The organism is Streptomyces sp. NPDC037288, from assembly GCF_055603265.1.
The window spans coordinates 37,756-51,771 of sequence record NZ_JBVJVY010000023.1 but is presented as its reverse complement, the minus strand read 5'-3'; the positions used below and the strand labels follow the sequence as shown (position 1 = coordinate 51,771).

The following is a 14,016-nucleotide window of genomic DNA, read 5'->3' as shown; positions in this document are numbered from 1 at the left end:
CCCACCTCTCGCGCTAGCCGTCTGACGATTTGCCACCCGATCGGGGGGCGCCGATCGTCGCACCGGCCTTGACTCCGCCCTCCTTGCCGGGCGACGGCGCCTCGAAGGACTCGAGCGCCTCCAGGACGTCCTGCACCCGGGAGATCTCGGCGTTGATGTCCTCGCGGCGGCGCACCAGGATCTCCAGCTCGCGCTTGCCCTCCTCGACCGTGCGCCGCGCCTCGCGGATCGCCTCGGCCTTCAGCTCCTCGGCCTCCTTGATGAGGCTGGCCTTCTTCTGCTCGGCCTCCTTCAGCAGCCCCTCGGCCTTCTTGACGGCGGCGATACGCACCTTGCCCGCCTCGGAGCCGGCGTCCGAGACCAGCTCCTTGGCCTTCGCCTCCGCCTTGGCCAGCTGCTCCTCGGCGGCCCGGATGAGCGCGTCGCAGCGGTCGCCGGTGGACTTCATCGTCTCGGCGGCCTCGCGCCGGGCCCGCTCGTGCAGCTCCTCGATCTCGGTGGTGATCCGCTCGCGCAGCTCCTCCGCGCGCTCCCGGATCGCGGTGGCGTCCCGGCGGGCACCGACCAGCAGCTCGTCGGCGTCCGTGCGGGCCTTCTCCACCCGGGTGTTGCCCTCGACGGTGGCCTCGGAGACGATCCGCTCGGCCTCGCTGCGGGCCGCGCCGACCATCGTGTCGGCCTGCGACTCCGCGTCCGCGGTGGTCTTCAGCGCCTGCGCCTGCGCCTCGGCGAGGAGCTTGTCCGCCTCGGCCGTGGTCTCGGTGATCAGCGTGTCGACCTGTTCGGCCGCCTCCGAGCGCCGCTTGTTGGCGTCCTTGCGGGCCTCGTCCAGGGTCCGCTGGGCCTCTTCACGGGCGGAGTTGACGAGCCGCTCGGCCGTCTCCTCCGCGTCCGCCCTGAGCTGTTCGGCCTCCGCCCGCACCCGCTCGGCGTGCGCCCGCGCGGAGCCGACGGTCTCGGCGGCCTCGGCGCGCAGCCGCTCGGCGTCGTCGGTGGCCTCCCCGACGAGCTGCTCGGCCTTCGCCAACGCCTCCGCGCGCACCCGGTCCGCCTCGGCCAGGGCCTCGGTGCGCACCCGGTCGGCCTCCGCGACCGTCTCGTTCTGGAGCAGCTCGGCCTCGTTGCGGGCCTCGGTGATGAGGGTGTCCGCCTGCGTCGCCGCGTCCGACCGGATCCGGTTGGCGTCCTCGCGGGCGTCCGCGCGGGTGCGCGCCGCCGCCTGGTCCGCCTCGGCGAGCGTGTCCGAGGCCTCGGTGCGCACCCGCTGCGCGTAGTCGGACGCGTCCGAGCGCAGCCGCTCGGCCTCCGCCATCGCCTCCGCGACCGTACGCTCGGCCAGCGCCTTAGCGGCCTCCGACTCCTCGTTCGCCTCGCGGCGGACACGACTGGCGTCCTCGCCGGCCCGCTCCCGCTCGGCGTAGGCGTCGGAGCGGAGCCGGTCCGCCTCCTCCTCGGCCTCCCGCCTCGTACGGTCCGCCGCGTGCTCGGCGGCCGAGCGCAGCCCGGTGATCTCCTCCTGCGCCTGCTCGTGCAGCCCGGCGACGGAGTCCCGTACCTGCTGGGCGTGCTGCTCGGCGGCGGAGACCATCTCGGTGGCGCGCCGGTCCGCCTCGTCCACCAGCCGGATCGCCTCGGTCTGCGCCTCCTCGACCCGCCTGCGGGCGGAGGCCAGCAGTTCCTCGCTCTGCTCACGGGCGCGCCGGCGCTCCTCGTCGGCCTCCTCGCGGGCCGCGCCGAGGGTCTCCTCGGCCTCGCGGCGGCGCCGGGCGGCCTCCTCCTGCGCGGCGGCCAGTGTCTCGGAGGCCTCGGTGCCGAGCCGCTCGGCGGCGGCCTGTGCCTCCGCGCGCACCCGGTCCGCGGTGTCCTGGGCCTCCGCCTTGAGCCGCTCGGCCTCGGCGGCGGCCTCGGAACGCAGCCGTACGGCGACGGCCTCGCCCTCGGCGCGGGAGGCGGACGCGTCGGACGCGGCCTCGGTGCGCAGCCGTTCGGCCTCGGCCTCGGCCTGCTGCTGGAGCGTACGGATCCGTTCGGCCGACTCCGTGCGCAGCCGCTCGGCCTCCTCGGCGGCCTCGCGGCGGATCCGGACGGCTTCCTCGCGGGCGTCGGTCAGCGCCTGCTCGGCGGACGCGAGCCGCTCCTGCGCCTCCGTCTGAAGGCGGGTGAGCTCCTCGGCGGCCTCGGCGCGGCGGGCCTCGATGATCCGCTCGGTCTCCTCGCGCAGCTCGCGCGCGGCGGTCTCGGCGTCCGTCCGGACCGTCTCGACCTGCTCGTCGGCCTCGGCGCGCAGCCGGTCGGCCTCCTTGCGGGCCCGGTCCAGGGTCTCCTCGGCCTGCCGGCGCAGGCCGGTGGCCCGCTCGATGGCCTCGGTGCGGACCTTCTCGCTGTCGCCGGTCGCGGTCTGCCGCAGCTCGTCGGCGTCCGCCTTGGCCTTGGCGAGCAGCTCCTCGGCGGACCGGGCCGCCTCCTCGATCTGCGCGACCGCCTCCCGGCGGGCCTCCGCGCGGATCGATTCGCCCTCGGCGACCGCGTCGGCGCGCAGCTGCTCGGCCTCGCCGCGCAGCCGGCGGGCCTCCTCCTGCAGCTCGACCGTCTTGGCGCGGTACTCCTTCGTGTCGTCCTTCGCCGCGCCCTTGAGCTGCTCGGCGATGTCGTGCGCCTCGGCGCGCAGCCGGTCCGCCTCGGTCTCGGCCTCCGTGCGGATCCGCTCGGCCTCCTCGGCGGCGGCCTTGGTGGTGTTCCTGGCCTCCTCCGCCGCCTTGTTGAGGACGTCCTCGGCGGTCTTGGCGGCCTTGGACAGCTGGGTCGCGCTCTCCTCGGCGGTGACCGTCCGGGCCTTCTCGGCGGCCTCGGCGACGATCTTCTCGGCCTCGGCGCGGGCGTCGGCGACCAGCTGCTCGGCCTCGGACCGGGTGTTCTCGGCCTCCTTGGTGGCCTCCTCGACCAGCCGGGCGACCTGCTCCTTCGCGGTGCGGGTGCGGGCCTCGCCCGCGGCCTCGGCGCTCGCGAGTGCCTTGGCGGCGGCTTCCTTCGCCTCCGTCTGCACCTTCTCGGCCTCGGCCTGCGCCTTGCGCAGCGCCTCCTCGGCCGCCGTCATCCGCTCCTCGGCGGCCCGGCTCAGCTCGGCGGCCTGCCGGCGCGCGGCGTCCGACTCGGTGGCGGTGGTGGTGCGCAGCTGCTCGGCGTGCTCGGTGGCCTCCTGCGCCTGTGTGGAGGCGGCGTTCAGCAGGCGTTCGGCGTCGGTGCGGGCGCGGCGCAGGAGCTGCTCGGCCTCCGCGCGGGCCGCCTCGGCGTCGCTCTGCAGCCGCTCCCGGGCCTCCCGGGTCAGCCGCTCGGCCTCCGCGCGGGCGGTGGCCATCGCCTGCTCGGCCTCGGCGCGGGACTCGTCCAGCAGCCGACGGGCCTGCTGCTCCGTGCGGGCGCGCAGCTGCTCCGCCCAGGCCACGTTCTCGTTGACGTGCGACTCGACGGTGGCGCGGCGCTCGGCCAGCTCCTGGTCGAGCTGCTGGCGCCGGGTCACCGCCTCCTGGTGCAGCTCCGCCTGGAGCCGGGCGGCCTGCTCGGCATGCTCCTGCAGGATGCGCTGGGTCTGCGCGCGGGCCTGGCTCAGCTCCCGCTCGGCGTCCTGACGCAGCTGGTCGGCCTGCATCTGGGCATTACGGAGCAACTGCTCGGCCTGATAGCCGATGTCACCGCCGTCGAAGGCGGGCCGGGTCATCAGAGTGCGGCGCGCCTCGTGCAGCTTGGCGCGCAGCACCTCGACCTGGTAGCCGAGGTCCTCGGCGTGCTGGATCGCCTTCTCCCGCTCGGTCCTCAGCCGCTTCATCTCGGCCTCGAACCGAGAGAGGTGGTCGACGTCAGCCGCCGGCTCTCGCTCCTGGCTCTCGTAGCCCCGCACTGCGCGGTCCCATCCGTCCCCTGGTCAGCTTCTCCAACGAGCCTCGTCCTCCGCCGAACGGGGCCCCCGGGGAATGGTGTCAGATCAACGGCGGAGCACGGGCTGCTGCCCCGACGCTCGTCCCCCGAAACCCGGACCCCGGCATGCGATCGTCCCGGTTCGAGGGACGACCGCCCCCAACCCTACCGGCCCTTATGTACGGGAGTCAGTGCTCAGGGGACTCAACCGGGGCCGAAGTGACCAGTTCCGTGAGGACACCGTGGCAATCCTTGGGGTGCAGGAAGGTGATCCGCGACCCCATGGAGCCGCGCCGGGGCTCGTCGTAGAGCACGCGTACGCCCTTGTCCCGGATCGCTTCGGAGTCGGCGTCCACGTCCGCCGTGCCGAAGGCGATGTGGTGGACGCCCTCCCCGTTCTTGGCCAGCCACTTCCCGACCGCCGAGTCCTCGCGGGTCGGCTCCAGCAGCTGCAGGTAGGAGGCGCCGCCGTCGGAGGTCTCGTTGATCTTGAGCATGGCCTCGCGCACGCCCTGCTCCTCGTTGACCTCGGTGTGGAACACCTCGAAGCCGTACGTGGCCCGGTAGAACTCGACGGTCGCGTCGAGGTCGTGGCAGGCGATCCCGATGTGGTCGATTCGCGTCAGCATGGATTCAGTGCAGCGCTACGGCGGTGGTTACGCAACGTGCGAGCGATCACACTGACAGGCCGGTGACGGCACGGAGTGCCACTCAGTACATTCGAAGTAAACCCTCGTTCACTCCTCGGCTGTGCAGGCCGGTAAGGGGATCGCAGCTCATGCCTTCTGGAACGACCAGCTCGGTGATCGTCGCCGGCGCGCGCACGCCCATGGGACGACTCCTGGGCTCACTCAAGTCCTTCTCCGGGGCCGACCTGGGCGGCTTCGCGATCAAGGCCGCCCTCGACCGTGCGGGGATCGGCGGCGACCAGGTGCAGTACGTGATCATGGGCCAGGTGCTGCAGGCCGGCGCGGGCCAGATCCCGGCCCGCCAGGCGGCCGTCAAGGCCGGCATCCCGATGAACGTCCCCGCGCTCACCATCAACAAGGTGTGTCTGTCCGGCCTGGACGCCATCGCGCTGGCCGACCAGCTGATCCGCGCCGGCGAGTTCGACATCGTCGTGGCCGGCGGCCAGGAGTCGATGACCAACGCCCCGCACCTGCTGCCGAAGTCCCGCGAGGGCTTCAAGTACGGCGCGGTCCAGATGCTCGACGCGATGGCCTACGACGGCCTGACCGACTCTTTCGAGGGCATCGCCATGGGCGAGTCCACCGAGAAGCACAACACCCGCCTGGGCATCGCCCGTCCCGAGCAGGACGAGATCGCCGCCCTGTCCCACCAGCGGGCCGCCGCCGCGCAGAAGAACGGCCTGTTCGAGGCCGAGATCACCCCGGTGGAGATCCCGCAGCGCAAGGGCGACCCGGTGCTGTTCAGCAAGGACGAGGGCATCCGCGGCGACACCACGGCGGAGTCCCTCGGCAAGCTCCGCCCGGCCTTCTCCCGCGAGGGCACGATCACCGCCGGATCCTCCTCGCAGATCTCGGACGGTGCGGCGGCCGTGGTCGTGATGAGCAAGGCCAAGGCCGAGGAGCTGGGCCTCGACTGGCTCGCCGAGATCGGCGCGCACGGCAACGTGGCAGGCCCGGACAACTCCCTGCAGTCCCAGCCGTCCAACGCCATCCAGCACGCCCTGAAGAAGGAGGGCCTCCAGGTCTCCGACCTCGACCTCATCGAGATCAACGAGGCCTTCGCCGCCGTCGCCGTGCAGTCGATGAAGGACCTCGGCGTGTCCACCGAAAAGGTGAACGTGAACGGTGGTGCGATCGCCCTGGGTCACCCGATCGGCATGTCCGGCGCCCGGCTCGTGCTCCACTTGGCGCTCGAGCTCAAGCGTCGCGGCGGCGGTGTCGGCGCGGCGGCGCTGTGCGGTGGCGGCGGCCAGGGTGACGCGCTCATCGTGCGGGTACCGAAGGCCTGAATCCCCTGTATGTCGCTGACGGGTACGTCGCTGAAGTGAACGGAGCTGTTTGATGCAGGACGTCTCCTCTCTGGTGTCCCAGGCCAGGGAAGGCCGGCCGCGGGCCGTGGCCCGGCTGATCTCCTTGGTGGAGGGGGCGTCCCCGCAGCTCAGGGAGGTCATGGCGGCGCTGGCCCCGCTGACCGGCAACGCCTATGTGGTGGGCCTGACGGGCTCCCCGGGTGTCGGCAAGTCGACCTCCACCTCCGCGCTCGTCACGGCGTACCGCAAACAGGGCAAACGGGTCGGCGTCCTGGCTGTCGACCCGTCGTCCCCCTTCTCCGGCGGCGCCCTGCTCGGCGACCGGGTCCGCATGTCGGACCACGCCTCCGACCCCGGCGTCTACATCCGCTCCATGGCCACCCGGGGCCATCTGGGCGGCCTCGCCTGGGCGGCTCCCCAGGCGATCCGCGTCCTGGACGCGGCCGGCTGCGACGTGATCCTGGTCGAGACGGTCGGCGTCGGCCAGTCGGAGGTCGAGATCGCCTCCCAGGCGGACACCAGCGTGGTGCTGCTGGCCCCCGGCATGGGCGACGGCATCCAGGCGGCGAAGGCGGGCATCCTGGAGATCGGCGACGTGTACGTCGTCAACAAGGCGGACCGGGACGGCGCCGACGCCACCGCCCGCGAGCTGAACCACATGCTCGGCCTCGGCGAGTCCCGCGGCCCCGGCGACTGGCGCCCGCCGATCGTGAAGACGGTCGCGGCCCGCGCCGAGGGCGTCGGCGAGGTCGTCGAGGCCCTGGAGAAGCACCGCGCGTGGATGGAGGAGCGCGGCGTGCTCGCCGAGCGCCGCAGGGCGCGGGCGAGCCGCGAGGTGGAGACCATCGCCGTCACCGCACTGCGCGAACGCATCGGCGACCTGCACGGCGACCGCCGCCTCAGCGCGCTCGCGGAGCGCATCGTCGCGGGCGAACTCGACCCGTACCGGGCGGCGGACGAGCTGGTCGCGGGCCTGACGCAGAGCTGAGGAGTGCCGCTGTGCCGATCATGCCGCCAGGCTGACCGGCATGTTCCTCTTCATGGCGTAGAGCGCACACCGGACCGCGGGCCCGCACACACGGCCACCGGGTCCTTCGGTGTCCCCTCTTCCGCCTCCCGCAGAGGAACCCCGGCGCGCACGCGCGCCGCACCTTCGCCGCCGCCCTGCTCGCCAGGCTGTCGTACGGCGTCGTCCCGCTGTCCCTGTTGCTCGCCGCGACCCGGGTGTCCGGGTCGTACGCGACGAGCGCCGCCCGGGCGGGCGACAGGAAGACGCTGGGGGCGGGGCTCGCGTGAGGGGCACGGAACACCCCGCACCCTCCGCGGCTACGGACGTCCGCGCTGGCCGCGCAGATGCTCCGCGATCGGTTTGAGCGCCTTGTCCAGCTCTATCAGCGCCTCGGGCGACAGCAGATCGATGAAGTGCCGCCGCACGGACGCCACATGGTGCGGCGCCACCTTCTTCATCGTCTCCATGCCGTGCTCGGTCAGTACGGCGTACAGCCCCCGCCGGTCGGACTCGCAGTTCTCGCGGCGTACCAGGTTCGCGTTCTCCATCCGCGTGATCTGGTGCGACAGTCGGCTTTTGGACTGGAGGGTCGCGGAGGCGAGGTCGCTCATCCGCATCCGTACGTCGTCCGATTCGGACAGATTGACCAGGATCTCGTAGTCGTTCATCGTCAGGCCGAACGGCTGCAGATCTTTTTCGAGCTGGTACGTCAACAGCCTGTTGACCTCCAGGTGGGTGCGCCAGGCGCACTGCTCCGCATCGGTCAGCCAGCGCGTGGCCGTTTCGGTCTCCATGAATGAAGTCTACCTAAGAAGTTGAATGACGAACTACTCCGGGTGGTGTGACGTGCGCACGCGTTCGACGTCACACTCCGCAGACTACCGCTCACAGCCCGAAGCGACGCTGGAGGTCCCCCAGCTGTCCGGGAAGGCGCGGTGCGCCCGAGGGTTGCGGACCGTGTCCGTCCGGTGCCGCTCCGCCACCCCCGGGGACCCCTGGTTCGGACGGAACAACCCCTGTCGCCGCCTCGCCCATGAGGGTCTCCGTCGACTGCAGCAGGACCGTCCCGGCGCCCACGAACTCGAACTGGTGCTCCTCCCCGGACACCCCGCCGAGACCGGTCATCGCACGTAGTCCGCCCAGTACACCCGCCAGATACCCGTGGTCGTAGTGATGGCACGGGGACGGGCAGTCGGCCCACCCGACGAGCGCCTGCGGGTCGACCCGGACCGGAGGTTCCATGAACACCACCGGACCGTTAGATGCGGCCACAAACTTTCCGGTTCCGATAAGGGTCAGAAAACCCGGCACGATCGATTGCTTGAGCGCGAGACTTGGCTGAAAAGCGAGCAGATTGCCCGCGCGAATGGTCAAGTTCCCGTCGTCCAGGTCATAGGAGTTGACGTCGAAGGCCCGGTCGGCCAGCAGCATCTTCCCGGAGCCCGCCGCCACGACCCAGTCGCTCGCGTGCAGTGGCGAATGGAACGAGGTACGGACAAGTCGGTCGAGTCGCCCGTGCCCGATGCCGTTGAACTCGATCGCCCCGTAGTAGGCGATCATCTTCCCCTTCTGCAGGAACCACTCCCCGCTCTTGAGCTCGACGCAGAACGTGTACGTGTTCACGTTGTCGTCGGCGGGCAGCGTCATCGGGTCGTGGACCACCGGGCCGCCGGGGGTGCCGTACATGCCTCCGTGCGCGCTCACAGCTTTTCCTCCGAGGCCTGGACGTAGACCGTGCCGTTGCCGCTCAGCTCCAGCTGGAAGGCCTCGCCGGAGCCGCGGCCCACCATCTCGCGCCAGCCGAGCGCGGTGGACAGCCTGTTGCGGACCTCGCCGTGGTGGGCGACGTAGGCCTGCGGGTCGACATGGACCGGGCGCTGGGGCGTAATCGGTATCTCGAAGACGCCGCCGTGCGCCATCACGGCGACCGAACCCTGGCCCTGCAGGGTCGTGGTGAACAGGCCCTGCCCGGTGACCTGCCCCCGGACCAGGCCCATCACCCCGCCCTGGGAGCCCATGAACATCGTCCCCTGCCGGAGCGTGCCGTCGAAGGCGAGCAGGCGGTCGGCCTCCACATGCAGGGTGTCGCCGGTGAGGTGGATGACATGCACGTGGTGGCCGCCGTGCCCGAAGAAGACGGTGCCGCTGCCCTCGACGGTCATCAGCGGGGTCGCCTCGCCCGTCACCCGGCGCCCGATCATCGACATCAGCCCGCCCTGGCCGCCCTGCAGGTTCGGCGTGAAGGACACGTCCCCGCGGTAGGCGAGCATCGCGCCGCGCTGGCTGAACAGCCGCTGCCCGGGCAGCACCGTCGCCTCGACCATCTTGGAGTTGATCTCCCGGAAGGCCATGGCTACAGATCCCCCGCGATCGTGTTCCGTTCGCTCGGCTGCACGTACACCAGCCCGTCGCCCTCGAAGCGGATCTGGAAGGCCTCGCCGCCGCCCTCACCGAGGAACGTGCGGAACGTCACGCCCGACTGGAAGGACTGCCGGACGTTGCCCTGGTGGGCTATGTAGGCGCCCGGGTCGACGATCAGCGGGTACTGCGGGGCGACCCGGAGCACCACCGCCGGCCCGTCGGACATGATCGCGGCCTGCCCGTGCCCCTCGACGGTCGTCGTGAACAGCCCGTTGCCCTGCGAGGCGCCGCGCAGCCCGGTGAACGTCGTGCCCGTGCGCAGCCCCGCGTCGGTCGCGAGCAGGTTGCTCGACTCCACGTAGAGCTTCTCCCCCCGGAGGGCGACCAGGTTGATCTCCGAGGCCCGGTCCGCGAACCAGCACGTGCCGTGCCCTTTCACCTCCATCACCGTCATCTGCTCGCCGGTGAGCCGCCGCGTCACCATGCCGCGCAGCCCTTCCCCGCCACCGCTCAGCTTCTTGAAGCTCATCTGCCCGTCGTACGCGACCATCGAGCCGTTCTTCGCCTTCACGGCGTCCCCGGTCATGTCGACGGCGAGCACCTTGCTTCTCTGCAGTCGGAACATCGCCACGCAGTGAAAGTAGCGGCGGCCCGGGCGGACGGAACAGGGCCTGTGGGTGGATACCGACCCTGAGCGCACCCCTACGGGCGTCGTTTGCCACAATGGCGGGACGTTTGTGCTTCCGTTCACAAGGCGGATCACGAAGCGATCGCGCCGTCAGCGACTCTCCCACCGAAGGTGACCCGTGGACCTCAAGACAGCCTCCGCCATCCGCCGCCTCCGACTGATCTCCGTACCGGAGGGCATTTCCTGGATCATCCTCGCGACCTGCACCGTCATCAAGTACACGGTCGACAGCGGCTTCGACGTGGCGCCGGTGCTGGGCCCGATCCACGGCGTGCTGTTCGTGCTCTACGTGATCTTCTGGGCGGACGCCTGGAACCGCACCAGGTGGGCCAAGGGCAAGGCGGCCCTCTACTTCGCGTACTCGGTCGTCCCCGGCGGCGGCTTCATCATCGAGCGCGCGCTGCGCCGCGAGGCCGAGGACGCCGTCATCGCCGCCCGTGCCCGCAAGGAAGGGATCGTGAACGCATGATCGTCGCCTTCTCCGTGACGCCGCTCGGTGTCGGCGAAGACGTGGGGGAGTACGTCGCCGACGCCGTCCGCGTGGTCCGCGACTCGGGCCTGCCCAACCGCACCGACGCGATGTTCACCTCCGTCGAGGGTGAGTGGGACGAGGTCATGGACGTCGTCAAGCGGGCGGTCGCTGTCGTTCAGGAGCGGGCGCCGCGCGTCTCGCTGGTCCTCAAGGCCGACGTCCGTCCCGGGGTGACCGACGGTCTCACCTCCAAGGTGGAGACGGTCGAGCGGCATCTGGCATAGGTCCGGGCCAGGTCCGAACGAGACCCCCTAGCCGCCTCGACCGGTGTGGGCCAGCGCCACCCCGAGGGGTGTCCGCTCGTACAGCACCTGGTGGCCGTAGCGGCGTGCCGTCAGCAGGCCCGCGTCGCGCAGCACCGTCAGGTGGGACGACACCGACGACGCGGCCAGCCCCAGCCGGTGCGCCAGCGCTGAGGTGGTCGCCGGTTCGTCCAGCGCGGACAGGACCGCGGCCCTGTTGCGGCCCAGCAGCCGTACCAGCGCATCCGCCGTTCCGGCGCCCGGCTCGGCCCACAGGCCGGCGATGCCGCGCGCCGGATAGACCACGGTGGGCTGCCATGGTGCTTCGAAACCGGTGACGACGTCGGGCCACGAGAACACGCTCGGCATCAGGACCAGGCCCTGGCCGTCGAGGTCGCGGGTGTGCTCGGTGTGCAGCGCGAGGGTCAGCGTACGGCCGTCCCAGGACAGCCGGCTGTCCAGCTCCGGCAGCAGCGTGCCGAGCCCCACCTCGGCCAGCCGCCGCGAGTGGAAGGCCACGTCCGCCTCCAGCAGCGCCCGCAGCCGGGGCCAGTCCGGCGCGATCAGGGCCCGCCAGGCCTCCTCCATGGCGTCCGCCAGCTCCTGGATCATCCGGGCCGGGTCCGCGAGCCAGGCCCGGCCCCGGGGCGACTGGAGCCCGCCCGGGGTGCAGGCCAGCGAGTGGGCGGTGTCCTCGCGGGCCGCTTCCGGGTCGGACGCCCGGACGGCCGCGATCTCCTCCTCGAACGTGGCGGCCGGTCCGAGGGGGGGTGCGCCGAGCCAGTCCGGTGAGTGGCCGCGCCGGGGCATCAGCAGCCACAGCCCGGCCAGGTCGAGTCCGGCCGCCGCGTCCCTGATCCGGCGCAGCCACGGGGCCTGGTACGCGTGCCGGTCGGGCCGGTTGAGGGTGCGCACCGCCTCCTGGGTCTCCCACAGCGGGGAGAGCGCGAACCGGCAGCGCAGGAAGTCGTCGTCGCCGAAGTGCAGACGGGAGGGCACGGGCCACCTCCAGGGAAGATTCGGCTGGAACCGAAACTCTACGGCTGCCGGCCCCTCTCCAGGCACGCTCCCGGCATGTCCGCACCACCGCAGGCCGCCCCGGCGCCCGCCGGCTACGGCCGTGTCTTCGCCGTGCCCGAGTTCCGGGCCGTCTTCGCCGCCCATGTGCTGTCCATGCTCGGCGTGATCGTCAGCGAGATCGCGCTGTCCGTCCTCGTCTACGACCTCACCCGCTCGCCCCTGCTCAGCGCGCTCACCTTCGCGCTGGGCTTCCTGCCGTACGCCGTCGGCGGCACCCTGCTCGCACCCGTCGCCGACCGCTTCCCGGCCCGCCGCGTACTCGTCACCTGCGACCTGGTGTGCGCCGGCTGCGTGACCCTGATGACCGCCCCGGGCACCGGCCTCGGCCTGCTCCTCGCGCTGCGCTGCGCGCTGGCCGTCGTCTCGCCGGTGTTCTCCGGCACCCGCATGGCCACGCTCGCCGACGTCCTCGGCGACGGCGACCTGTTCGTGCTCGGCCGTTCCCTGCTGCGGATCGTCGCCCAGAGCGCCCTGCTCGCCGGCTACGGCCTCGGCGGTCTGCTGCTCACCGCCGTCAGCCCGCGCCGTGCCCTGCTGATCACCGTCGGCACGTTCCTCGCCTCCGCCCTGCTGCTGCGCTACGGCACCCGGCACCGCCCCGCCCGCACGAACCGGCGCACGGACACGCCGCCGGGGACGCGCCGGCTGTTCGCCGACCGCCGGGTGCGCGTCCTGCTGCTCCTGTCCTGGATCCCGGCGGCGTTCTCGGTCGTCCCCGAGGCGCTTGCGGCGCCGTACGCGGACGAGCTGGGCAGCGGCTCCACGGGCCTCGGGCTGCTGATGTGCGCCCTGCCCGTCGGCACGGTGGCCGGCGAGCTGTTCGCCGGGGCCAGGCTCGGACCCGTGGCCCGCGAACGCGTCGCGCTCCCCCTCCTGTGTCTGACCCTGTTGCCGTACGTCGGCTACGCCCTGCGTCCCGGGCTGGCCGCCTCGCTGCTGCTCCTGCTGCTGTCCGGGGCCGGCTCGGCGTACACGCTGGGTCTGGACCAGTGGTTCGTCCGGGCCGTACCGCAGGAGCTGCGCGGGCGGGCCATGACCGTGCTGAGCGCCGGGCTGATGACCGTCCAGGGTGTCGGCATGGCGCTGGCCGGGGTGGCGGCGCAGGTGGCGGGCGTGCGGACGGCGGTGGCGGGGGCCGGTGCGGCGGGCGTCCTGTGCTGCTGCGGGCTGGCCGTGACGGCCCGGGCGACCGAAAGCCGAGACGGGGCTGCCCGGCATATGACCGGCCGGTAGGGTCTGATGACGTGCCGAAGCCTCTCAGCCTCCCCTTCGACCCCATCGCCCGTGCCGACGAGCTCTGGAAGCAGCGCTGGGGAAACGTGCCGTCCATGGCCGCGATCACCTCGATCATGCGGGCCCAGCAGATCCTGCTCGCCGAGGTGGACGCGGTGGTCAAGCCGTACGGACTGACGTTCGCGCGGTACGAGGCGCTGGTGCTGCTCACCTTCTCCAAGGCCGGTGAGCTGCCCATGTCCAAGATCGGCGAGCGGCTGATGGTGCATCCGACGTCGGTCACGAACACCGTCGACCGGCTGGTGAAGTCCGGGCTGGTCGCCAAGCGGCCCAATCCCAACGACGGGCGCGGCACCCTCGCCGTCATCACCGACAAGGGCCGGGAGGTGGTCGACGCGGCCACCCGCGACCTGATGGCGATGGACTTCGGCCTCGGGGTGTACGACGCGGAGGAGTGCGCGGAGATCTTCGCGCTGCTCCGCCCGCTGCGGATCGCGGCACACGACTTCGACGAGGAGTGACCCCGGGCAAGATCTCCCGGAACGGGTGGTTACGCTCGACTCCATGAAGAAGAGCGTGCTGACCCGCTACCGCGTCATGGCCTATGTCACCGGTGTGCTGCTGGTCCTGCTGACCCTGGGCGTGATCGCCAAGTACGGGCTGCACATCGACGGTGCCGACAAGTTCACCACCTTCGTCGGCATCGCCCACGGCTGGCTGTACGTCGTCTACCTGATCTTCGCGTTCGACCTGGGGTCGAAGGCGAAGTGGCCCGTCGCCAAGCAGCTGTGGGTGCTGCTCGCCGGGACCATCCCCACCGCCGCCTTCTTCGTCGAGCGGAAGGTCAGCCGCGAGCTGGACGCCCGGGTCGCCGGCCAGGCCCCGGCCGTCGCCAAGGCCTGAGACCCCCCGCGGGAACCGGGCTCCACCGCCGTACGAGCGTCGTGCGGCGGTCAGCCA

General features: G+C 71.9%; 14 protein-coding genes. 7 read left to right on the top strand and 7 right to left on the bottom strand.

Annotation, left to right across the window (positions count from 1 at the left end):
• Window positions 1-13: 13 nt before the first annotated feature.
• Together scy and mce are read right to left on the bottom strand one after the other, a co-directional pair.
• Window positions 14-3,895, bottom strand: coding sequence for a polarized growth protein Scy (gene scy, locus ACZ7GZ_RS24585; protein WP_471027405.1), 3,882 nt, complete (start codon window positions 3,893-3,895; stop codon window positions 14-16).
• 205 nt (window positions 3,896-4,100) lie between these two features.
• On the bottom strand, window positions 4,101-4,541 hold the full coding sequence (gene mce / locus ACZ7GZ_RS24580) for a methylmalonyl-CoA epimerase (RefSeq protein ID WP_471027403.1): 441 nt from the start codon (window positions 4,539-4,541) through the stop codon (window positions 4,101-4,103).
• 149 nt (window positions 4,542-4,690) lie between these two features.
• Here mce and ACZ7GZ_RS24575 point away from each other — a divergent pair, with 149 nt between their 5' ends.
• Window positions 4,691-5,890, top strand: a complete 1,200-nt coding sequence (locus tag ACZ7GZ_RS24575) for an acetyl-CoA C-acetyltransferase (RefSeq protein WP_471027402.1) — start codon at window positions 4,691-4,693, stop codon at window positions 5,888-5,890.
• A gap of 52 nt (window positions 5,891-5,942) precedes the next feature.
• Window positions 5,943-6,899, top strand: coding sequence for a methylmalonyl Co-A mutase-associated GTPase MeaB (gene meaB / locus ACZ7GZ_RS24570; protein ID WP_471027401.1), 957 nt, complete (start codon window positions 5,943-5,945; stop codon window positions 6,897-6,899).
• A gap of 338 nt (window positions 6,900-7,237) precedes the next feature.
• Here the strand turns inward: meaB and ACZ7GZ_RS24565 are convergent, their stop codons facing one another.
• The 4 genes from ACZ7GZ_RS24565 to ACZ7GZ_RS24550 all read right to left on the bottom strand — a co-directional run bounded on the left by ACZ7GZ_RS24565 (window position 7,238) and on the right by ACZ7GZ_RS24550 (window position 9,906).
• A complete protein-coding gene (locus ACZ7GZ_RS24565; protein WP_031171854.1) occupies window positions 7,238-7,714 on the bottom strand; it encodes a MarR family winged helix-turn-helix transcriptional regulator in 477 nt (158 codons plus the stop codon).
• 91 nt (window positions 7,715-7,805) lie between these two features.
• On the bottom strand, window positions 7,806-8,606 hold the full coding sequence (locus ACZ7GZ_RS24560; protein ID WP_471027521.1) for an AIM24 family protein: 801 nt from the start codon (window positions 8,604-8,606) through the stop codon (window positions 7,806-7,808).
• Between the two features lie 14 nt (window positions 8,607-8,620).
• The gene (locus ACZ7GZ_RS24555; RefSeq protein ID WP_471027399.1) at window positions 8,621-9,271 is read right to left on the bottom strand and encodes an AIM24 family protein; all 651 of its coding nucleotides are present in this window, start codon (window positions 9,269-9,271) and stop codon (window positions 8,621-8,623) included.
• Window positions 9,272-9,273: 2 nt separating this feature from the next.
• Window positions 9,274-9,906, bottom strand: a complete 633-nt coding sequence (locus tag ACZ7GZ_RS24550) for an AIM24 family protein (RefSeq protein WP_471027520.1) — start codon at window positions 9,904-9,906, stop codon at window positions 9,274-9,276.
• Between the two features lie 181 nt (window positions 9,907-10,087).
• Between ACZ7GZ_RS24550 and ACZ7GZ_RS24545 the strand changes: the two genes are divergently transcribed.
• The gene (locus ACZ7GZ_RS24545; RefSeq protein ID WP_471027398.1) at window positions 10,088-10,438 is read left to right on the top strand and encodes a DUF3817 domain-containing protein; all 351 of its coding nucleotides are present in this window, start codon (window positions 10,088-10,090) and stop codon (window positions 10,436-10,438) included.
• Window positions 10,435-10,725, top strand: a complete 291-nt coding sequence (locus ACZ7GZ_RS24540) for an MTH1187 family thiamine-binding protein (protein ID WP_471027396.1) — start codon at window positions 10,435-10,437, stop codon at window positions 10,723-10,725. Before ACZ7GZ_RS24545 ends, ACZ7GZ_RS24540 begins: the two co-directional genes overlap by 4 nt.
• Window positions 10,726-10,752: 27 nt before the next feature.
• Here ACZ7GZ_RS24540 and ACZ7GZ_RS24535 read toward each other — a convergent pair whose 3' ends face one another.
• Window positions 10,753-11,742, bottom strand: a complete 990-nt coding sequence (locus ACZ7GZ_RS24535) for an ArsR/SmtB family transcription factor (protein ID WP_471027395.1) — start codon at window positions 11,740-11,742, stop codon at window positions 10,753-10,755.
• Between the two features lie 75 nt (window positions 11,743-11,817).
• On the opposite strand from ACZ7GZ_RS24535, the gene ACZ7GZ_RS24530 reads away from it, so the two are divergent.
• From ACZ7GZ_RS24530 to ACZ7GZ_RS24520, 3 genes are read left to right on the top strand one after another with little or no spacing between them, the layout of a single operon-like run.
• Window positions 11,818-13,056 carry an MFS transporter gene (locus ACZ7GZ_RS24530; protein ID WP_471027394.1) on the top strand — a complete coding sequence of 413 codons (1,239 nt, stop codon included), beginning with the start codon at window positions 11,818-11,820 and terminating at the stop codon, window positions 13,054-13,056.
• A gap of 11 nt (window positions 13,057-13,067) precedes the next feature.
• The gene (locus tag ACZ7GZ_RS24525) at window positions 13,068-13,577 is read left to right on the top strand and encodes a MarR family winged helix-turn-helix transcriptional regulator (RefSeq protein ID WP_471027392.1); all 510 of its coding nucleotides are present in this window, start codon (window positions 13,068-13,070) and stop codon (window positions 13,575-13,577) included.
• A gap of 43 nt (window positions 13,578-13,620) precedes the next feature.
• A complete protein-coding gene (locus ACZ7GZ_RS24520) occupies window positions 13,621-13,959 on the top strand; it encodes a DUF3817 domain-containing protein (RefSeq protein ID WP_471027390.1) in 339 nt (112 codons plus the stop codon).
• The last annotated feature ends 57 nt before the right edge of the window (window positions 13,960-14,016 follow it).